General features: G+C 72.6%; 19 protein-coding genes. 6 read left to right on the top strand and 13 right to left on the bottom strand.

What is annotated here, in order from left to right; translation table 11 throughout:
- Positions 1–18: 18 nt before the first annotated feature.
- The 8 genes from ABZ078_RS13035 to ABZ078_RS13000 form a co-directional block, all read right to left on the bottom strand.
- Positions 19–1,035 (bottom strand): 2-dehydropantoate 2-reductase N-terminal domain-containing protein, encoded by a 1,017-nt coding sequence (locus tag ABZ078_RS13035; protein WP_356574579.1) that lies wholly within the window; start codon positions 1,033–1,035, stop codon positions 19–21.
- A gap of 264 nt (positions 1,036–1,299) precedes the next feature.
- Positions 1,300–1,680, bottom strand: coding sequence for a nuclear transport factor 2 family protein (locus tag ABZ078_RS13030; RefSeq protein ID WP_356574577.1), 381 nt, complete (start codon positions 1,678–1,680; stop codon positions 1,300–1,302).
- Positions 1,673–2,221: a DUF1697 domain-containing protein gene (locus ABZ078_RS13025; protein ID WP_356574576.1), complete on the bottom strand. Its 549-nt coding sequence runs from the start codon at positions 2,219–2,221 to the stop codon at positions 1,673–1,675. Before ABZ078_RS13025 ends, ABZ078_RS13030 begins: the two co-directional genes overlap by 8 nt.
- 118 nt (positions 2,222–2,339) lie before the next feature.
- Entirely contained in the window at positions 2,340–3,557 is a 1,218-nt protein-coding gene (mgt, locus tag ABZ078_RS13020; protein ID WP_356574574.1) for a macrolide-inactivating glycosyltransferase, read from the bottom strand.
- A 43-nt stretch (positions 3,558–3,600) separates the two neighbouring features.
- The gene (erm, locus tag ABZ078_RS13015) at positions 3,601–4,380 is read right to left on the bottom strand and encodes an ErmE/ErmH/ErmO/ErmR family 23S rRNA (adenine(2058)-N(6))-methyltransferase (protein WP_356574573.1); all 780 of its coding nucleotides are present in this window, start codon (positions 4,378–4,380) and stop codon (positions 3,601–3,603) included.
- Between the two features lie 277 nt (positions 4,381–4,657).
- Entirely contained in the window at positions 4,658–5,944 is a 1,287-nt protein-coding gene (locus tag ABZ078_RS13010; RefSeq protein ID WP_356574571.1) for a sugar ABC transporter substrate-binding protein, read from the bottom strand.
- 14 nt (positions 5,945–5,958) lie between these two features.
- Positions 5,959–6,792, bottom strand: coding sequence for a carbohydrate ABC transporter permease (locus ABZ078_RS13005; RefSeq protein ID WP_356574570.1), 834 nt, complete (start codon positions 6,790–6,792; stop codon positions 5,959–5,961).
- Entirely contained in the window at positions 6,789–7,724 is a 936-nt protein-coding gene (locus ABZ078_RS13000; RefSeq protein WP_356574568.1) for a sugar ABC transporter permease, read from the bottom strand. Before ABZ078_RS13000 ends, ABZ078_RS13005 begins: the two co-directional genes overlap by 4 nt.
- 185 nt (positions 7,725–7,909) lie before the next feature.
- On the opposite strand from ABZ078_RS13000, the gene ABZ078_RS12995 reads away from it, so the two are divergent.
- Together ABZ078_RS12995 and ABZ078_RS12990 are read left to right on the top strand one after the other, a co-directional pair.
- Positions 7,910–8,773 carry an aminoglycoside phosphotransferase family protein gene (locus ABZ078_RS12995; RefSeq protein ID WP_356574566.1) on the top strand — a complete coding sequence of 288 codons (864 nt, stop codon included), beginning with the start codon at positions 7,910–7,912 and terminating at the stop codon, positions 8,771–8,773.
- Between the two features lie 158 nt (positions 8,774–8,931).
- Positions 8,932–9,438, top strand: a complete 507-nt coding sequence (locus ABZ078_RS12990; protein ID WP_356574565.1) for a DUF6624 domain-containing protein — start codon at positions 8,932–8,934, stop codon at positions 9,436–9,438.
- A gap of 18 nt (positions 9,439–9,456) precedes the next feature.
- Here ABZ078_RS12990 and ABZ078_RS12985 read toward each other — a convergent pair whose 3' ends face one another.
- A complete protein-coding gene (locus ABZ078_RS12985) occupies positions 9,457–12,825 on the bottom strand; it encodes a CHAT domain-containing tetratricopeptide repeat protein (RefSeq protein WP_356574563.1) in 3,369 nt (1,122 codons plus the stop codon).
- 84 nt (positions 12,826–12,909) lie between these two features.
- Between ABZ078_RS12985 and ABZ078_RS12980 the strand changes: the two genes are divergently transcribed.
- Positions 12,910–13,089 (top strand): hypothetical protein, encoded by a 180-nt coding sequence (locus tag ABZ078_RS12980; protein WP_356574562.1) that lies wholly within the window; start codon positions 12,910–12,912, stop codon positions 13,087–13,089.
- Positions 13,086–13,871: a hypothetical protein gene (locus ABZ078_RS12975; protein WP_356574560.1), complete on the top strand. Its 786-nt coding sequence runs from the start codon at positions 13,086–13,088 to the stop codon at positions 13,869–13,871. Before ABZ078_RS12980 ends, ABZ078_RS12975 begins: the two co-directional genes overlap by 4 nt.
- Here ABZ078_RS12975 and ABZ078_RS12970 read toward each other — a convergent pair.
- Positions 13,826–14,785, bottom strand: a complete 960-nt coding sequence (locus ABZ078_RS12970; protein WP_356574558.1) for a LysR family transcriptional regulator — start codon at positions 14,783–14,785, stop codon at positions 13,826–13,828. The genes ABZ078_RS12975 and ABZ078_RS12970 overlap by 46 nt on opposite strands.
- A gap of 95 nt (positions 14,786–14,880) precedes the next feature.
- On the opposite strand from ABZ078_RS12970, the gene ABZ078_RS12965 reads away from it, so the two are divergent.
- Positions 14,881–15,903 carry a DMT family transporter gene (locus ABZ078_RS12965; RefSeq protein ID WP_356574556.1) on the top strand — a complete coding sequence of 341 codons (1,023 nt, stop codon included), beginning with the start codon at positions 14,881–14,883 and terminating at the stop codon, positions 15,901–15,903.
- Entirely contained in the window at positions 15,846–16,382 is a 537-nt protein-coding gene (locus tag ABZ078_RS12960; RefSeq protein WP_356574554.1) for a YbaK/EbsC family protein, read from the top strand. The genes ABZ078_RS12965 and ABZ078_RS12960 overlap by 58 nt, the downstream gene beginning before the upstream one ends.
- Here ABZ078_RS12960 and ABZ078_RS12955 read toward each other — a convergent pair.
- From ABZ078_RS12955 to ABZ078_RS12945, 3 genes are all read right to left on the bottom strand, one after another.
- Positions 16,313–16,606, bottom strand: a complete 294-nt coding sequence (locus ABZ078_RS12955) for a pentapeptide repeat-containing protein (protein WP_356574552.1) — start codon at positions 16,604–16,606, stop codon at positions 16,313–16,315. The genes ABZ078_RS12960 and ABZ078_RS12955 overlap by 70 nt on opposite strands.
- Before the next feature lie 14 nt (positions 16,607–16,620).
- Positions 16,621–17,358: a 3'-5' exonuclease gene (locus ABZ078_RS12950; RefSeq protein ID WP_356574550.1), complete on the bottom strand. Its 738-nt coding sequence runs from the start codon at positions 17,356–17,358 to the stop codon at positions 16,621–16,623.
- Positions 17,359–17,490: 132 nt separating this feature from the next.
- Positions 17,491–18,729 carry an SAV2148 family HEPN domain-containing protein gene (locus ABZ078_RS12945; protein ID WP_356574771.1) on the bottom strand — a complete coding sequence of 413 codons (1,239 nt, stop codon included), beginning with the start codon at positions 18,727–18,729 and terminating at the stop codon, positions 17,491–17,493.
- Positions 18,730–18,771 lie beyond the last annotated feature (42 nt).

Raw genomic sequence — 18,771 nt, 5'->3', positions numbered from 1 at the left:
GCCGGTGGACCGGGAAGCTCAGCGCAGCCCGGCGACCGCCTCGTCGGCCAGCCGTACCAGTTCCCCCACCGGCATCGACCCCGCCGCCCGCCGTTCCCGCGCGAAGGTGCCGGCGAGGCGCTGCAGGAGTTCGTTCAGCGGGGTCGGTACGCCGTGCAGGCGGCCCAGCAGGGTGATCTCGCCGTTGAGGTAGTCGGCCTCGATGGTGCCGGTGCCGCGGGTGAGGGACTGCCAGGAGGAACCGCCGCCGCGCGGGGCGCCGTCGAGGGGGACGAGGGTGACCTTGTCGCCCCGTACCGCCCGCTGTTCCTCGGGGCTCACATACGCGATCCGGGCGGCGTCGAGCACGGCCGCGCCCTCCGCCCGCACGCGCCGGAACAGCGCGGCGGCCTCCTCGCTGTCGACGGGGCCGGTCAGCGCTTCCAGGGCGTTGCCGAGGTTGGCGAGCAGCTTGGCGTACTGCCAGCGGGCCACGTCCGCCACGACCGGCGCCTCGAAGTGCGACTTCTCCAGGTCGGCGGCGACACGGCGGGCGGTCTCGTCGGTGCCGTGCGGGTGGCGGCCGAGGTGCAGGATGCCGGTGAGGGGTGCGCCGGCGGCGGAGACGACGCCGGGTTCGACGTACGTGGCGGGCAGCCAGACGCAGACGCCGTAGACCCGCCGGAACAGCCGCAGGGCGAGGCGCTGGCTCTCCACGCCGTTCTGCGCGCAGAGCAACGGCAGTCGCTCGGCGGCGGTGCCGCCGCCCGCGACCGGGGCGGGGGCCCAGGTCTCCAGTGCGGCCGCGCTGTCCTGGGTCTTGACGGCGAGGACGAGGACGTCGTCGGGGCGGAGCTCCCCGAGCGCGGCCGGCCCGTCGACGACGGGCAGCCGGTGGGTCAGCTCGCCCTCCGGCACCCGGAGTCGCAGCCCGCGCTCCCGCAGGGCCTCGTGATGCGCACCGCGCGCGACCAGTACGACGTCGTGTCCCGAGCCCGCGAGGCGTCCGCCGATGACGCCGCCGACCGCTCCTGCCCCGATGATGATGTAGCGCATGGGATGAGCCTCGCACAGCCGTCCGCCGGGTCGACCTCGCCCCTGGGGGAGGTCGTCCCTGAGCTCCACGAGGACCGCCGGATCACCGAGTACCGCCTGCCGGACGGGAGATGGCGGCTGGTCGACCCGCACGTGCTGCATCCGCCGTACGCCCACCTGGACTTCGACCCGGTGGACGTGCCGGCCCTGGGAGGCGGCCCCGGAGCCGTTCGGGTTCTCGCTGGGAGCCGCCGGCCGTCCACCACGACCTGGGCCCGCGCGCGGTCACGCTTGTGCGGCGTTGAACGGCGTCCCCTGGTGGAAGTACATCTGCCACCCGTCCCGCGTCCGCCGCCACAGCGAACTGCGGTGCGCGTGGCTGCCGCCGTACACCGTGTCGAAGGTGAGATGGACGACGTCGGGGGCCAGCCGGGCGCCCCGGATCTCGGAGGTGACGACGTACCGGTCCGACTCCGACGGATCGGTGTCCGCGGGCAGGCGGGCCAGGGTCGAGGCCCGGTCCCAGCGCCGTCCCGAGGAACCGAACTCATGGAACTCGGGGTGCAGCAGCGCCCCGAGCAGTTCGGGGGAACGGCGGACATCGGGGTCGAGCAGCCTCAGCTCGCCTTCGATGGCGGCCCGCACGGCGGAATCATGCTCAGTCACCTGTCATCTCCACGAGTTTCACGACGGTGTTCCAGTTGCGGCTGGTGGCGATCACACCACGGGTGAAGCGCGGTCGCGACAGCATTTCGGCGAGTTTGGAGCGGCCGAGGCCGTTCGGGGCGTACAGGTACAGCGCCCGGTCCCCGAGCCGGAACTCCTCCGGCAGGTGGGCGGTGCGGTCGATCTCGGCGAAGCGCTCGGCGGTCACCGGGGCGGAGAAGTAGGTGACATGGAGCTGCTTGGGCTCCAAGTCGGCTGCCGGGAAGGGGCAGTTGTCGACGATCGCCTTGAGGTAGGCGTGGTCGCGCACGATCACGTCGACGCCGAACCCGAAGTGCTTCTCGATCGCCGAGGCGAGCTCCCCGGCGAGGGACTCCTCGTCGCCGTGGCCGCAGGCGAAGACCGCCTGGCCGCTCTGCAGGTAGGTGCGGACATCGTCGTAGCCGAGGCCGGTCATGAGGGTGCGCAGGTCGGCCATCGGGACTCTTCTGCTGCCGCCCACGTTGATTCCGCGCAGCAGCGCCGCATACGTCGTCGTCATCCGGCCACCCTAAGGCGGTCCGGCGGCGTCGGGGCGGTCGTCGTGCCCCGTGGGGGTGGGCACGACGACCGGAACCCGTAAGTTACTTACCGGTCAGCATGAAGCACAAGCCTCTTCGTCACCGAGGCGTTCCCGCCTCTCGCACGGCGGCCAGCTCGGCCTCGATCAGGTCGGCGGCCCGCCGCGTGCCGCCCTCCTGGGCCATGTCCGCCTGGATGCCCTTCAGGCGCCGGGCGACCTCGGGGTCGTCGACGAGCGCGAGGGCCGTCTCGCGCAGGGTCTCGGCGGTGGCCTCCGTCATGGGGAGGTGCCGGGCGACGCCGAGCGCCTGGAGCACGTCCGCGTTGCCGAACTGGTCCACGGCCTGCGGTACGGCGATCATCGGGGTGGCCGTGGCCAGGCCCTCCTGGCTGCCGCCGGCGCCGGCGTGGGTGACGAACAGGTCCGCCTGCTTCAGGATCGCCAACTGCGGTACCCAGGAGCGCACTTCGACGTTCGCGGGCACCTCTCCCAGCTCGGCGGGATCGACGTGCCTGCCGATCTGCAGCACCAGATGCCAGCCCGGCAGATCACCGAAGGCCCTGACGCACTCCCGGTAGAACGCGGGCTGCTTGGTGAACGCCGACCCGAGAGAGACGAGCGCGACCTTCTCGGCGCCCGCCGGCCGCCGCCAGTCGCCCTCGGCGGCGCGGTCGCCCTGGCAGGCGCCGACGAAGGTGTACACGGACTCGTCCACGCGATCGGCGTGGGGCTGCAACGCCCGGGGGATGAGGACGAGCGAGCGGTCGGGCCGGCCGACGAACGGATCGGGGTGCCGGGTGACTCCGTTCTCCTCCAGCCAGGCGTGGAACCGGCGGTAGTACGCCTGTCCGCGCTCGGTCTTCTTCGGCTCCGCCCACATCGGCTCGGCGACTTCCTCCTCGTAGCCCTCCCAGGCGACCAGGTTCGGCGAGAGCGAGATCGCGGGCACACCCCAGCGGTGGGCGAGGACGCGGGCCGGGTACGAGGTGATGTCGTGCAGGACGAGGTCCGGCTCGTCGCCCTCGTACGCCTCGATCAACTGGGGGAGCGCCTGGATCGCGTCGTTCAGGAACGGCTCGACGTTGTCCAGCAGCGTGCTGCCCCAGGCCTCCGGGGCGGCGTCGGGCCCGGGCAGGGTCGAGTTCCAGAGCCTTGGCTCGGCGCCGGTCTCGGCGACCTTGTCGGCGAACGCGGGCGGAATCGCGTACGTGACCCGGTGGCCGCGCGCCACGAGCTCCCGGATCACCTCCAGGCTGGGGTTCACGTGGCCGTGGGCGGCGATGGAGAACATGGCGATGTGAGCGGGACTGGTCATGACGGCCACCCTAGACGAGACGATACGTCTCGTACAACTTCTTTCACGGTGCCAGGACCTCGTGCAGCCTCAGCCACGCCCACGGCGGCACCTCGCCGACGAGGACCCCCGCGTCGAGACGCGCCGCGCGGAACGCCGCGTCGACCCGCCGCCTCGGGTACGCCCGGCGCAGCGACGCGTGCAGCGAGCCGCCGACACCCGAGAAGCCCAGCTCGACCAGACGCCCCCAGCTCGCGTACGCGTCGGCGTCGAGCAGCGGGGTGCGGCGGCGCTCGATCCGTACGATCCCGGCGTCCACGCGCGGCACGGGCCGGAAACTGCGCCGCCCGACCCGGCCGACCAGCCGCCACTCGTGGCGGGGCCAGGTCAGGACCGTCAGCCGGCTCCAACTGCCGTAACCCCCGGTGCGTTTACGGGCGTACTCGAGCTGGGTCAGGAGCGTGGCGTCGGTGAGGGCGGGTGCCCGCAGGCACCAGTCGACGATGGCGGCGGTGCGGGAGAAGGGCACGTTCCCGGCGACGGAGAACGGTGTGCGCGGGGGGCGTGCGGCGAGGAAGTCGGCGCCGATGACGCGTACGTGAGGGGTGTCCGTGAAGCGCGTGCGCAGTGCGGGGACGAGCCGTGGGTCGATCTCGTAGGCGAGGAGGCTGCGGCAGCGCGGGGCGAGCAGCTCGGTCAACGCGCCTTTTCCGGCCCCGACTTCGAGCAGGAGCGGTGTCTGGTGTCCGTGTGGTACGGCGAGCCGGGCGAGCTGTCCGGCGGCGGCGCGGTCGGTGAGAAAGTTCTGGGAGAGCGCGCGGGAGGCGCGGGTGGGGCGGGCCACGGCCTGCGGTCCTTGTCTTCCGTGAAGAGGGAGAGGGCAGACGAAGGCCCTGACCGGAAGACAGGAGGAAGCGGGAAGCAGGAAAAGCGGGTCCGCGTGCGATCAGCGGCGGGCGCGGCTCTCCGGGCCGGTCAGGGCTCCGGGGCCGCGGCGCATCCGTACGGAGTGCGCGTGGCCCCGGCTGTGACCGGTGACGGAGATCGCGTTGTTCGCTGCCATGTGCCGCACGTTAGGTGCGGCCGGCCGACGCGTTCAACCGAATTACGGCGGCGCGGCGTCAGCGCTGGTAGCGCGCCAGCACCAGGTTCCCGTCCTCCTCCAGGCGCCGGCGCAGTTCACCGAGTCCGATCGCGCCGCTGTAGTACTCCTGGAACGCCGGGGTCGCCACCTTGTCCTTCCACTCGGGATAGCCCCGCACGGACTGTGCGGGCGCCGAGCGCAGGTGTGCGGCGAGGGCCGTGCCGGTCGCCCAGTCGTCGTCGGTGGTGTGCAGGGCCGGGTCCCTCAGCGCCTCGGTGCCGGTGGGCAGCATCCAGTCGCCCAGCGCCAGGCGCACCATGTTCTGCGGCCGCAGCAGGAAGTCGATGAACGCGGCCGCCTCCCGCTTGTGCGGGCTGTCCTCGGCGATGGACAGGGTCTGCGGGCTGACGCCCTGGGTGAGCCCGTCGGCGCCCGCCGGGGCGGGCAGCACCTGCCAGTCGAAGCCCTTCGGCGCCTGCTGCACGATCTGCTGGCGGTACGAGAAGCCGAGCGGGACCATCGCGTACCTGCCCCCGAAGAAGCCGGGCAGGGTGTCCGAGCCGCCGCTGCCCAGGGTCGTGGGTGAAGCGCTGCGGTCGGTGTTCGCCTGGTCGTGGATCGTGCGCGGTACGACCTGGTCGCCCGCCCGGAACCGGATCGTCACCTTGCCGTCGGCGCCCCGGTGGAAAAGCCGCCCGCCCGCCGACAGCGACAGGTTGAGGGTGGCGGAGACGGGCTCCTTGAGCGGCCAGGCGACGCCGTACCTGCCGTTCCCGCTCAGCCGCTCGGTGACCTTCCGGAACTCGGACCAGCTCCACGGGTGTTCCGGCGTCGGAACGCGTACCCCGGCCTCCTTCAACCAGGTCGCGTTGGCGATCAGCACGCGCGGCTCCTGGAGGAAGGGCACGCCGTAGATCCCGTCCCCGAAGGTCGCCGTCTCCCAGCTGCGCCGCGGGATGTCCGACCTGAGCCGCTCGGGCAGCAGGTCGGTCAGGTCGGCGAGGTAGCCGCCGTACGCGAAGTCCGCGAGGTCGTCGGAGGCGTCGTGGATGATGTCCGGGGCCTCACCGCCCTCGAAGGAGGTGAGCAGCTGGTCGTGGACGCTGTCCCAACTGCCCTGCACATACTCGACCCTGACGTCCGGATGGGTCGCGTTCCACTCCTTCACCAGTTCCTTGTTGACCTCGACGGACTCCTCCTGCCAGGCCAGGGACTGGAAGCGCAGGGTGACGGGTCCGACCGATCCGCCGCCGTCGTCACCGGTGCATCCGGCGAGCAGCAGGGCGAGGACGACGACCAGGGCCGACAGGGGTCTCGTACGCATCAGCCTCGTACGCATCAGTTCTTCACCGCCCCGGCGAGCATGCCGCCCGTGATCCGCCGCTGGATGACCGCGAACACCACCAGCGAGGGCAGCGTCGCGAGGAACGCGGCGGCGGCCAGCGGGCCGAGGTCCGCGACACCCTCCGCGCCGATGAAGTGGGTCAGGACGACCGGCAGGGTCTGCTTCTCCGGGGTCTTCAGCAGCACGAGCGCGAAGAAGAACTCGTTCCACGCCGTGACGAAGGCGAACAGCGCCGTCGCCACGATCCCCGGCGCGAGCAGCGGCGCGGTCACCGACACCAGCGTCCGCACCCGCCCGGCGCCGTCGACCGCCGCCGCCTCCTCCAGCTCGGGCGGCACCGCGCGGACGTACCCGACGAGCATCCACAGCGCGAACGGCAGCGCCCACACCACGTACACCATGACCAGCCCCGGCACGGAGTTGATCAGCCGCAGGTTCTTCAGCACCAGGAACAGCGGGATGATCACCAGCACGAGCGGGAACGCCTGGCTCACGACGACCCAGCCGGTCGCCGCGCGCGCGAGCCGGGTGCGGTGACGGGCCATGACGTACGCCATCGGGGTCGCGAGCAGTACGGCGATCAGAGCGGCGCCGAGCGCGGCGATCAGGGAGTTGAGGGCGGCGTGCAGCAGGGGCTGTTCGTCGAAGGCCTGGCGGAAGTTGGCGAGGGTGGGGTCCCGCGGGATCCAGGTGGGGTGCAGGCTGCCGAGTTCGCGGGGCGGCTTGAAGGCGGTGGAGACCAGCCACAGGAAGGGGAAGGCGAGGAAGAGGAGGTAGGCGAGCAGCGCGACGTACTGTCCGGCGCGGCCGGTCCGGCTCGTCCTCATGCGTCGTCACCTCCCCTGAGCCGGCCCACCAGGAAGAGGGCGAGGAGTATCGAGATCACCGCGACCATCACGCATCCCATCGCCGCCGCGTAGCCGAACTGCCCGTAGCGGAAGGCCTCTTCGTAGGCGAACAGCATGGGCAGGCGGGTGCGGCCGCCCGGTCCGCCGCTGGTGAGCACGTAGACCAGGGCGAAGGAGTTGAAGTTCCAGATCAGGTTGAGCGCCGTGATGGACAGGGCGACGGGTCTGAGCGCCGGCCAGGTGACCGTGCGGAAGCGGCGCCAGGCGCCGGCGCCGTCCACGGCCGCCGCCTCGTGCAGTTCGCGCGGGGTGTTCTGCAGGCCGGCGAGCAGGGCGACCGTCGTGGTCGGCATCCCCGCCCAGACGCCCACGACGATGACGGCGGGCAGGGCGGTGCCGAGGCCGCTGAGCCAGTCGCGGCCGTCGCCGAGCCCGAGGTCGCGGAGTGTCTCGTTGAGGATGCCCGCGTCGGGGTTGTAGACCAGCCGCCACATGACGCCGACGACGATCTCGGGCATCGCCCACGGGACGATCGCGAGGGCGCGGGCCAGCCATCTCAGGCGCAGGTCCTGGTTGAGCAGGAGGGCGAGGCCGAGCGCCAGCAGGAACTGCGGCACGGTGACGCCGACGGCCCAGACCAGGCCGATCCGGAACGACTCCCAGAACAGGGTGTCGTGCAGCAGATCCCGGAAGTTGAGAGCGCCGATCCACTGGGTGGGCCGGGTGCGCCCGGACTGCGCGTCGGTGAAGGCCAGCAGGATGCCGTAGAGGAGCGGTCCGACGCTGAGGATCAGGATGGGGATCAGCGCGGGCAGGACGAGGAACCACGCACCGTGATCCGTGACGCGCCGCCGTCTCCTCGCGTCGGGCGCGGGTCTCACCGACCTCTCCGCCTCGGTCACCGATGTCACGGAATCAGCCCCTTTACGCGGCTCGGACGGGCCTCGTCATGGTCGTGAAGGGGCACTGCCCCGTCAAGACCGCGCGCACACGGTCCGACCTGTGGGAATGCGACACTGGCCGGCGGGTGGCGGGAAGTCGACGCCACCGGTGGCGATCGACACGGCAGCGGGCCGGACGGGACAGGAGGCGGACGATGGACGAGGCACGGGCGCGGGACGTACTGGCCGCGGCGGGAGTGCTGCCGGGGCCGGCGCGGGACGCGCGCCTGCTGTCCCTCGGCGAGAACGCGGTGTTCGCCGCCGGTGGCCTGGTCGTCAAGGTGGGCCGCGACGCCGAACTCCTCGGCCGGTCGCGCCGCGAACTGGACATCGCGGTGTGGCTGGCCGAGGCGGGCGTACCGGCCGTGCGGGCGGCCGAGCCCGAGGCGCTGCTGGTGGAAGGGCATCCGGTGACGGTGTGGCACCGGCTGCCCGATCCGGTACGGCCCGCCGGGCCACGGGATCTGGCCGAACTCCTACGCCTCGTGCACGCCCTGCCCGCGCCGACGTTCTCCCTGCCGCCCCGGGAGCTGCTGGGTGGTGTGGAGCGGTGGCTGCGGCTGGCGGGCGACGCGATCGACCCGGCGGACGCGGCGTATCTGCGAAAGCGGCGGGACGGGTTCGCGACGGCCGCGGCCGGGCTGACGCCGCGTCTGGCACCGGGGCCGATCCATGGGGACGCGCTGCCCCGCAATGTGCACGTGGGCCCGGACGGGCCGGTGCTGGTCGACCTGGAGACGTTCTCAGCGGATCTGCGGGAGCACGATCTGGTGGTCATGGCGCTCTCCCGGGACCGGTACGCACTGCCCGCGGCGGCTTATGAGTCGTTCGTCGAGGTGTACGGCTGGGATGTGCGGGAGTGGGAGGGGTGTGCGGTGCTGCGGGGGGCACGGGAGACGGCCAGTTGTGCGTGGGTGGCACAGCATGCGCCGAGCAGCCCGAAGGCTCGGGCCGAGTTCGAGCGGCGGGTGGCGTCACTGCGCGAGGGCGATCGGACGGTGCGCTGGCATCCGTTCTGAGGTTCCCCGTCGGGGGTGGACCCGTTGTCGCTGTCATCCATTGTCGCGGTCCGCGAAGGTGCCTGTCACCGTTCTCCGGAATGATCTTTACACCCGATACGCGCGCATAGGGTTGCGGGTGGCGAGCAGAACGCACCTACCTCACCCGGGAGTGGAAAGTGGCGCAAGACGTTGCCGCGCTGGCGGAGGAACTCACGGCCATGGCTGCGGCCGATCACCGATCCTCGGTCCACGCGCACAGCGATGACTTCGCCGAGCAGTTGGCGTGGCGCCGGCTGACCGCACGGCATGGCGACCGACTCGGCGAGATCATGGACGAGTACGGCTGGCCGACGGCAGAACTGGTCGGCGCGGAGGCCGCCCGCTCGGCATGGCTGATCGCCCAGCACGCCGACCGGCAGCTCGACGTCCAGCGACGTGCGCTCCACCTGATGGAGCAGGCGGTTTCGGCAGGCTCGGCCGGCCCGCGCGAGCTGGCCTTTCTGCGCGACCGCACGCTGGTCAACGAGGGCCGCGAACAGATCTACGGCACACAGATCGCCGGCGTGGAGGACGGGGCACCGGTTCCGTGGCCCTGCGAAGATCCCGATCGTATGGACGACCTCCGCGCGGAGGTCGGCATCGAACCCTTCGCCGAGTACGTTGCCAGGTTCTCCGGGCGCTGAGCGCGCCGCGCGGCGGGTTCACGCGCCGTAGAACACGAAGGCGCCCCAGGCCGCCGAGTCGGCGAAGGCGCGCAGCCGGTAGGTGTCCCGGGTCGTGGCCAGGTGCCGGTGTCCGTCGCAGTCGGACGGCTCCTCGGCCGGTGTCGCCTGAGCGGGGCCGCGGTTCGCCTCGGGTGTGCCGGCGACCGCGTGCGCCAGGCGCAGCATGTCGCGGCTCAGGCGGTCGGTGTCGGGGGCGCGGTGCGGTGACTCCAGCCTGGTGCACGCCCAGTCGACCAGGTCGGCGGCGGTCATGGCGGCCATCCGGCGTTGGGCGCGGGACAGCGCCGCCGCCACGACGCCGGCGTCCCAGGCCGGTTCGGCGGCCAGTGCCTCGTAGAACAGGGACATCAGGACCGCCGTCTCGTGGTCCAGCACCGGCCATTGGCTCACCACCAGCCCGCGCGCCCCGGCGGACAGCAGGGCGTGTCCCAGGCCCACCAGTTCGTCGCCTTGCCGCACGCGATGGCGTCCGCTGCCGCAGGCGCTGAGGGTGACGAGCGCACCGGACCAGTCCATGGCGGCGAGCTGTCGGACCGTCACGGTCTGTTTCCCGGCGGCCCCGGCGAGCTTCAGGCCGCTGCGCTCGGGCCGGCGTTCGTCGAACGTGGCGTGACAGGCGAGGTGGACCAGGGACAGCCGGTCCGCGGAGCCGACCGCCTCCGCCAGCCAGTCGCCGGTGGCGGTGTCACCGACCTGTGCCGTACCGCCCATCCGGACGGCCACCTCGGCGCATTCGCTGCGGCAGTAGGCGAGTTCCGCGCCGTCCTCCCCGCGCCCGTCGCCCGGGTGGCCGCCGACCACGACCGCTCCGTCGCGGTGCCACGCGCCGCCGCCGGAGCGCAGCAGCGACGCGGACGGCAGATACCGCAGGGCCGGGCCCGGGCGCCGCCCTGTGGTGTCGGGGGACAGATGCAGCGGCACCCCGTGCAACGGGCCGTGCGGAACCACCAGCACCGAGGAGCCGGCATCCGCGACGCCCTCCACGACCGACCGCAGCGCCGCGTGCAGGGGCCCGCACAGCACCGCGCCGAGCGCCCGCTGCCGGTCGCCGTAGGACCGGGGCGTGAGCAGGGCGCGTACGTCCCCGGTGGTCCTGTCCAGCCCCAGCGCCTCGTGGCTGCCCAGGGTGACGAGCCGGGGCTCGGTCCGGCCCGGCTCGACGACGAAGGCGTACAGGGACTCGTGGCCGGTCCAGAACTCGACCAGGGCGGACGCGCCGGAGCGGTCGAGGAGGCGGGCCGCTTCCGGGGACGTGATGGGTTCGGCCATCCGGTGGCCCCGGACCTCCGGGTGGGTGGGCGCGAGCCGGTCCCACAGCTCGGCCAGTTCCCGGCGGACCTCGTCGAGCTGTTCCTCCACCCTGATCAGGCGGCGGACGCGCTCGTCGGCCTCCTCCGCCTCGTGTCGTGCGGACAGTTCGCCGCGCAGTTCGCGCTGCCGCCCCCACAACTCGTGTTCCCGCAGGAGCGAGTCGTCGGTGGCCGGGCCCACGGCATCGTGCCGTACGGCGTCCAGGAGCGAGCGGGTCTTCGCCCGTTCGGCCAGCGCGAACGCCTGGGCGACGCCGCCGACCGCGAGAGCGACCTCGACCGCCTCCCCGTACGGCGGGGTGGTGAAGGTGTGGAAGTCGGGCAGCGGGCCGAGGTCCAGGGCCTGCCGGCGGACCTCCTCGTAGGCGTCGCACGCGGCCACGAGCAGGTCGAGCAGGTCCTGGCCGCGCTCCTTGGCGGCGAACCGGTGCCGGCCCGCTTCCGCGTACGCCGCCAGCACCGTCTGGGGGTCGGACCGCTGATCTCCGAGGGCGGTGAGCCGTTCGAGGGTCTCGGTCGCCGCCTCGGTCCGCCCGCTGCGCCGGAGGGTGCGCAGCCGGATGGCCAGTCTGAGTGCGAGCCGGTACTGGTGGGGCCCGTCCGCTCGTCCGGCGGCGCGAAGGCTCCGTTCCCCGTAGGCGTCGGCCAGGTCCCAGGCGTCGTAATCGGCGCAGAGCTGGGCGAGTGTGCCCTCGATGACTCCGTCGCCGGCGTCGATCACGTCCTCCGGCACGGCGGACGCGGCCGGCCCGAGCCGCCTGAGCATCCACACCCGGTGCAGCGCACGCGCGCGCAGGAGCAGACCGAGCCGGTCCTCCTCGCCGATGTCGAACCGGTTCTCGACCATGGCCAGATGCGTCAGGGCGATGGACTCGCGCAGGGCGTCGCCGAGGGCGTGGGACAGGTTCCGGGACCGGGAGAGCACCTTGTGGGCACGCTCGGCCGCTCCCGCGTAGACCAGGACGAGGCCCAGCAGGTTCCACACCGGGGCCAGGCAGTGCACGGCCTGGAGATGCTCCCACTGGCTCTCGGCGCGCAGCAGCAGCGCCTCCGCGCCCGCCAGGTCGCCCGCCTCGCATCGCGCTTCCGCCGCGGCGAGCAGGTTGTTGCCGTCGAGCGCGCTGAGACCGATGTCCAGCGCGATGTCGGCGTCCGAGACCGACGCGGGGCCGTCCTCGGGCCCGGCTGCGAACCGCTCGCGCACCACGGCGGAGGTGCGTGCCTCGATCCGCGCGACCCGTTCGTCGTAGAGAGGCCCGTAATGCTCCTCGTCGACCTGGGCGTTGAGCCGTACGCCCAGATCGTGCGCCCGCGTGAACGCGGCGCCGCAGTCGTCCTTGCGGCCCGCCCTTCTGTGGATGTCCGCCAGGTTCATCCATGCCTTGTACGCGTCGTGGTGGGCCCCCGCGGCGTCCAGCAGCCCGGCGGCCTCCTCGGCGTGCCGGGCGGCCTCGTCGTAACGACCCTGCCGGCTGAGTTCCACGGCGAGGTTGTCGCTGACGACACCGCGCAGCGTCTCGGGCAGCTCCGCGACCTCAAGGGCCCGGCGCAGCAGGTCCTCGGCGCCGTCCAGACCGTGGCGCGTGGCGGTCAGGGCGTGGTTCTGCAGGACCGTCGCATGGCCGACGGTGTCGCCCGCGGCGAGGGCGGCCCGCGCGGCCTCCTCGAACAGGCCGAATGCCTGTTTCGGCCGCCGTTGAGCCGAGGCGGTCAGCGCCAGCCCTTCCAGCGCGGCGCTTCTCATGCGCTCGTCGGGCGCCGCGGCGAGGCACGTCCGGTAGTAGGAGACCGCCGCGTCCAGACGTCCCTCGGTACGTGCCGCCTGACCGAGCAGCCGGTACAGCAGGAACCGCGCGTCGGCGTCGGCCACCTGGAGGTACTCGGACTCCAGGGCGAGCAGCACCTGGACCGCCTCCGCGAGGCGGCCCTGGGCCAGTTGGCGCTGCGCGTGCAGCAACGCCTGGTAGACGAAAGCGAGTTCGTTCGCGGCATCCGGGGCGGGGTCCCGGTCGGGGGCGGTGTCGGGCAAGGTCATGCCTCCAGGTCTGCCGGCGATCCGGTCACTGGCTTACCCCGAACCGCCGTGCCCTTAGACATACTTGTGGACATACTTGGGTTCATGAACGACTCAGAGGAGCCCGAGCCGCCGACGCCCTCGCAGGGGGACACCCGGTTCGGCCCTGACGGCGAACTGCTGTACTGGGACGGCAGTCGTTGGCTGCCCTACCAGCGGCTGGTGGACGCCATGGGCGCCATGTTCCAGTTCCGTGACGCCGACTCCGAAGCGGAAGACCTTTGACCTCGCCCACTCCCGCGGCGTTCCCGGCCGCCCCCGACCCCTCCGGTTCCCAGGCGCCCGCCGATCCCGTCGCCACCGGGTCCGTCGACGCGGTGGCCGATCTGCGGGCGACCGCTCGCTGGACCGTCGCCGCCGCGGCCGGAGTCGGAGCGCTGCTGTTGGGCGCCGGGCCGCTGGCGGCGGTCGGCAAGGTCGACGGCTGGCCCGACGCGCTGACGGCGTTCGGCGGCCTGACGCTGGCGATGCTGGGCGTCGGATGGGCCATCTGGCAGACCGGCGAGGCCCTGACCCCGTGTCTGGCCACGCTCGCGGACCTGGACGCGCCGGGCATGGCGGGCCTGCGTGCGGCCGTCGCCCGCAACCCCTCGGCCTTCTACGGCCCCTACGCCTCCCTCGACGACCTGTGCGCCCGGCACCTGACGCACGAGAGGATCGCCTCCGACCTGGCGGTCAAGCTCGCCCGGGAACAGGATCCCGCACGGGCACGGGTTCTCGAACAGGGCCTGGCCGATGCCCGCGCCAACGCCGAGCAGGCCCGCATGCTGCAACAGCGGCTGCTCGCCCTGATCCACGCCTGGTCGGTGCGCAACGCGGTGCGCCGGGCCCGGCTGCACACGCTCGCCGCCTTCGTCGTGGTCGCGGTCGGGGCGGTCCTGTTCCTCACGGCGACCTCCGACGGCTCCCCCGCCCGCCCCGCGAAGTCGGCACCGGCCTCCTCGACTCAGTCCTCCTCGACTCAGGTCTCCTCGTTCTCCGACTCGTGGGCGCCGACTTCCCGGTGAGGCCGCGGTGGGCTGTCCCGCCCCTGGACGGTGCGCGCGGCGCGGCGCAGTTCGGCCAGGACCGTGCGGACCGCTGCACGAGCCGTGCGCTCGGGGCGGTACAGGGCGTCGATGTGGCGCCGGGCCTGCACTCCGCTGAGCGGCCGGAGGACGAGGGCCGGATGCGGGCGCATCGTCCAGCGCGGCATCAGGGCGATACCGCCCCCGGCCGCCACGACCTCGGCCACGACCGCGAACTCGTTGATGCGGTGGGCCAGGTGGAGGCGGCGGCCGGCCGCCGCGGCGACGGCTTCGATGACCGCGAGGACGGGGAAGCCGTCGTGCACGGTGATCCACGGCTCGTCGGCCACATCGCGCGGGGTGACGCGGCGCTTGGCGGCCAGGCGATGGCCGGCCGGCATCGCCACGTCCAGCGGCTCACGCAGCAGCGTCGTCGTGGCCACCGTGTCCGGCCAGGGAGGGGCGTGGTCCAGGCGATGGGCGAGGACGAGGTCGTACTCCCGGGTGAGCCGGGGGAAGTCCTCCTGGGGTACGTCCTCGTCGACCAGCCTCGGGACCGGCCTGCCCGGCTCGGCGAGCGCGCGGAGCAGCAGCGGGAAGAACGCTGCGCCCGCGCTGTGGAAGGCCGCCACCGACACCTCCGCGTCCGGTCGCTCGACGAACTCCTCGACCGTGTGCCGAGCCCGTGCCAGCGCCGTCTCCACTCCCACGGCGGCGCCCGCCAGCGCCTGCCCGGCGTCGGTCAGCACGAGCCGGCGCCCCTGCCGCTCGGTGAGCGGCACCGGGATCGCGCGCTGCAGCAGCCGTAGTTGCTGGGAGATCGCCGAGGGCGTCACCAGCAGCGCCTCGGCGACCGCCGTGACACTGCCCAGTTCGCCCAGCTCCCGCAGGATCCGCAACTGCCGTTCGTCCATCGCCTCAGTGTAGGGACGACGATGTAGGACTGCTAAATGATCGTTTTAGAAAGTGGTACTGGGCTTCACGGACCTCTCCGGTGCACCGTGGGCGCGTGTCCGACGTCCGCCGTACCGATGTGGTACTCCTCCTTGTCGCGCTCGTCTGGGGTTCCAGCTACCTGTCCGCCCAGACGGCCACTGCCGCGCTCCCCGTCCTTCTGGTGCTGTTCGCCCGCTACGCCCTGTCCGCCCTCGCCTGTCTCGGCGTCGTCGCCTCCCGGCGGCGCGGGACTCGCCGGTGGACGCGTGAGGAACTGCGGGCCGGTGTGCCCCTGGGGGTGACCCAGGCCGCGGTCCTGGTCGTGGAGACGTACGGCGTCACCCACACCAGCGCCGCCAACGCCGGGCTCATCATCAGCCTCACCATCGTCCTCACCCCGCTCCTCGACCGCGGCGGCCGACGCGGTCCGCTGCCTGTCTCCTTCTTCGCCGCGACCGGTGTGTGCGTCCTGGCCGTCGGGCTGCTGATGTCCGGCAACGGCTTCCACGCCCCGCGCCTCGGCGATCTGCTGATGCTCGGCGCCGCGCTGATCCGGGCCGCGCATGTCGCGCTCGTCGGCCGCTTCACCACCGGGCGGGCGATCCGCCCGCTGCATCTGACGACCGTGCAGACCCTCGTCGGCACGGCCCTGTTCCTGCCGACCGCCGCCCATGACCTGCCGGCCCTGGTCCACGCGGACCCGGCGACCTGGGCCCAGTTGCTCCATCTCGCCCTGTTGTGCAGTGTGTTCGCCTTCCTGGCCCAGACCTGGGCCGTGCAGCGCACCTCCGCCAGCCGGGCCGGCCTGCTGCTCGGTACGGAGCCGGTCTGGGCCGTCGCGGTCGGCGTGGCCCTCGGCGGCGACCACCTCAGCCCGCTCACCGGCCTCGGGGCGGCCTTGATGGTCGCCGGCACGTACTGGGGGCAGGCGGTGGAACGGGCGCACCGCAGCGCACGGGAGCCCCGGCCTTCCTCCGTCCACCCTCTCGACCCGGACAAGCTCGATCCGGACAAGCTCGATCCAGACAAGGACTCCGCATGCCCGACCACACCGACCACACCGACCACACCCTCTACGACACTTACGACCACCTGATCTCCCTGCTCGACTCCTCCCACGTCGACTACCGTCTCCTCGACCACGAACCCGAGGGCGCCACCGAGGCCGTCTGCGCCCTGCGCGGGCATCCCGCCTCCGAGGCCGCGAAGTGCATCGTGCTGCGGGTCAAGGTGGACCGCCGCACCACCCGTCACGTCCTCGCCGTCGTCCCCGGGGACCGACGCGTGGACCTGGACGCGGTCCGGGCGCTGTTCGCGGCGCGCTACGTCGGCTTCAGCGATCCGGAGACCGCCGAGCGGCTGGCCCGTGCCGTCCCCGGCACCGTCCTGCCGTTCAGCTTCGACCCCGACCTCGAACTGGTCGCCGACCCGGACGTCGTGGCGCAGCCGAAGCTGTACTTCAACGCGGCCCGGCTGGACCGCTCGCTCCTCATCTCGGGCGCCGACTACGAGCGGCTGGCCAAGCCCCGCATCGAGCGCATCGCGGCACCGGCGTCGGCGTCGGCGCAGGTGTGACGGAGGGCGCCGCGAGGAGCGGATCGCCGCGGGCATGCCTTGCAGGAACGACGGCGCTCGGCCGGTGGCCAGCCGTCCGCCGTCGCGTACCGGCCGCCACGGAGACGGGTGCCACGGAGACGGGTGCGACGGAGACGGGTGCGACGGAGACGGGTGCGACGGAGACGGGTGCGACGGAGACGGGTGCGACAGGGACCGAGACCGGCCGACTCGGCGGACGGCACCTGGCGTCGCGCCGTCAGACCGCCTCGCCTCCCACCGCCTCCCCCACCGGCTCCCTCAGCGGCCACGTCCCGTCGACCACCGCCGTCGCGTCGCCCTTGCGGCGCAGGAAGTTCTGGAAGTCCGCCGCCCACTCGGCGTACCACTCGATCTGGCGGCGGTGCAGTTCCGCCGGGCCGAGGGCCGCGATCTTGGGGTGGCGGGTGGCTATCGCGCAGGCCAGGCGGGCCGCGGCGAGGGCGTCGGCGGAGGCGTCGTGCGCGGAGTCGAGGGAGATGCCGTACTCCCGGCAGACCGCTTCGAGGTTGCGCTTGCCGCGGCGGTAGCGGTCGGCCCAGCGGTCGATGGTGTACGGGTCGATGACCGGGGCGGGGGCGAGACCGCCGAGGCGGTCGCGCAGGGACGGCAGTCCGTACCGGCGCAGTTCGGCGGAGAGCAGGCTCAGATCGAAGGCCGCGTTGTAGGCGACGACCGGCACGCCCGTCTTCCAGTACCCCGCCAGGACGTCCGCGATGGCGTCGGCCACCTGGTCGGCCGGGCGGCCCTCGGCGGTCGCGCGCTCGCTGCTGATCCCGTGGACGGCCACCGCGTCCGCCGGGATCTCCACGCCGGGATCCGCCAGCCACTCCCTGTGCCCTATGGGCTGTCCGGCCCTGACCTCGATCACGGCGCCCGTGACGATGCGCGCCTCGCGCGGGTCGGTCCCGGTCGTCTCCAGGTCGAAGCCGATCAGCAGCTCGCGGTGCCAGCCCATGGGCGGTCCCCCTTCTTGGTGGTGCGTTCCCCCAGTGGTCTCCACCTTCCCATGGGCCACTGACAATCAGAGGACCGCATTCCGCTTCCGTGCCGGGACAGTGCGGGAAGAGGCCGTTCGGGAGGGGACAGTTCAGGACACCGGTCGCGAATCCGCCCACATGAGCTCGAACTCCTCGCGGTATGTGGGGAAAAGCCCGCCTTCATCGATCTCGTCCGACTTGACCACCCTGCTGCCGTTGCGCAGCACCAGGACCGGGGCCTCCAACCCGCGCGTCCGCCGCAGATAGGACTGCACGACCGCGATGCCGTCGGAACCGTCGCCGTCCACGAGGTAGGCCGTGAAGCGGGGTGTCTCGTCGAAGACCTGGATCTCGAAGGCGCCCGGGTCCCGCAGCCGGGACCGCACCCTGCGCATGTGCAGGATGTTCATCTCGACCGCACGGCTCAGTTCGCCCCTTTTGATGCCCAGTTCGCGCTCCCGCCGCTTGACCGCGCTGGAGGCCGGGTTCAGGAACAGCAGCCGCACCCGGCAGCCGGACTCCCCCAGCCGCACCAGGCGCCGCCCGGAGAAGTTCTGCACGAGCAGGTTGAGGCCGATGCCGATGGCGTCGAGCCGGCGCGCGCCGCCGAAGATGTCCTCGGCCGGGAACTGGCGCAGCAGCCGCACCCGGTCGGAATGCACGGCGACCACGTCGGCGTACCGGTCGCCGACCAGGTCCTCGACCGCGTCGATGGGCAGTCGGCGCGCGGACGGGACGTCGCCGCCGGCGCCGAGGACGTCGAGCAGCCGCGCCGAGGCCCGCTCGGCCTGGTTGAGCACGGCCTCGGACAGGGCCCGGTTGCGCGAGACCACGTTCCGGGCCACTTCCAGCTCGTCCAGGGCCAGTTCGACATCCCGGCGGTCGTCCACGTACGGCTCGAAGCAGGGCCAGTGCTGCACCATCAGTTCGCGCAGCTGCGGCAGCGTAAGGAAGCTGAGGACGTTGTCGTCGGCCGGATCCAGCAGGTAGCCCTTGCGGCGGCTGACCTCGCGTACGGCGACCGCGCGCTGCACCCACTCCTGGCCGGCCGGTCCGGCCGCCGCCACCACCCACTCGTCGCCGTGGACCGGTTCGTAGACGGGGCGCAGGACAGCGGCCACGACCGCGCGCAGCCGCTGTTCGACGAGGTTCAGCCAGATGTACGCCCGGCCGGCTCGCTGGGCGCGCGTACGCACCTCGCGCCAGGCGTCGGTGCCCCAGTCCAGCTCCGGGCCGATGGAGCTGGTCTCCATCGGCCTGGCCAGGGACACCGCACCGGGTGGGACCTCTGTGGAGTTCCCCTCGTGACCCTCGTCACCAGGGGGCAGCTCCAGCCCTCCCGAGCCCACCCGCGCACCGCCTTCCGCTCCCCCGAGCACTCCCCGTCCCAA

Origin of the sequence: Streptomyces sp. NPDC006385, assembly GCF_040612485.1 — a bacterium.
GTDB lineage: Bacteria > Actinomycetota > Actinomycetes > Streptomycetales > Streptomycetaceae > Streptomyces.
Note: the sequence above shows the minus strand (reverse complement) of the source record. Positions and strands in the feature narration are given on the sequence as shown.

What these genes read in the sequence shown, in the direction of transcription:
- ABZ078_RS13035 (WP_356574579.1), bottom strand. Translation starts at nt 1,035, where the DNA reads ATGCGCTACATCATCATCGGGGCAGGAGCGGTCGGCGGCGTCATCGGC.
- ABZ078_RS13025 (WP_356574576.1), bottom strand. Translation starts at nt 2,221, where the DNA reads ATGACGACGACGTATGCGGCGCTGCTGCGCGGAATCAACGTGGGCGGC.
- mgt (WP_356574574.1), bottom strand. Translation starts at nt 3,557, where the DNA reads ATGACCAGTCCCGCTCACATCGCCATGTTCTCCATCGCCGCCCACGGC.
- ABZ078_RS13010 (WP_356574571.1), bottom strand. Translation starts at nt 5,944, where the DNA reads ATGCGTACGAGACCCCTGTCGGCCCTGGTCGTCGTCCTCGCCCTGCTG.
- ABZ078_RS13005 (WP_356574570.1), bottom strand. Translation starts at nt 6,792, where the DNA reads ATGAGGACGAGCCGGACCGGCCGCGCCGGACAGTACGTCGCGCTGCTC.
- ABZ078_RS12995 (WP_356574566.1), top strand. Translation starts at nt 7,910, where the DNA reads ATGGACGAGGCACGGGCGCGGGACGTACTGGCCGCGGCGGGAGTGCTG.
- ABZ078_RS12985 (WP_356574563.1), bottom strand. Translation starts at nt 12,825, where the DNA reads ATGACCTTGCCCGACACCGCCCCCGACCGGGACCCCGCCCCGGATGCC.
- ABZ078_RS12980 (WP_356574562.1), top strand. Translation starts at nt 12,910, where the DNA reads ATGAACGACTCAGAGGAGCCCGAGCCGCCGACGCCCTCGCAGGGGGAC.
- ABZ078_RS12970 (WP_356574558.1), bottom strand. Translation starts at nt 14,785, where the DNA reads ATGGACGAACGGCAGTTGCGGATCCTGCGGGAGCTGGGCGAACTGGGC.
- ABZ078_RS12960 (WP_356574554.1), top strand. Translation starts at nt 15,846, where the DNA reads ATGCCCGACCACACCGACCACACCGACCACACCCTCTACGACACTTAC.
- ABZ078_RS12950 (WP_356574550.1), bottom strand. Translation starts at nt 17,358, where the DNA reads ATGGGCTGGCACCGCGAGCTGCTGATCGGCTTCGACCTGGAGACGACC.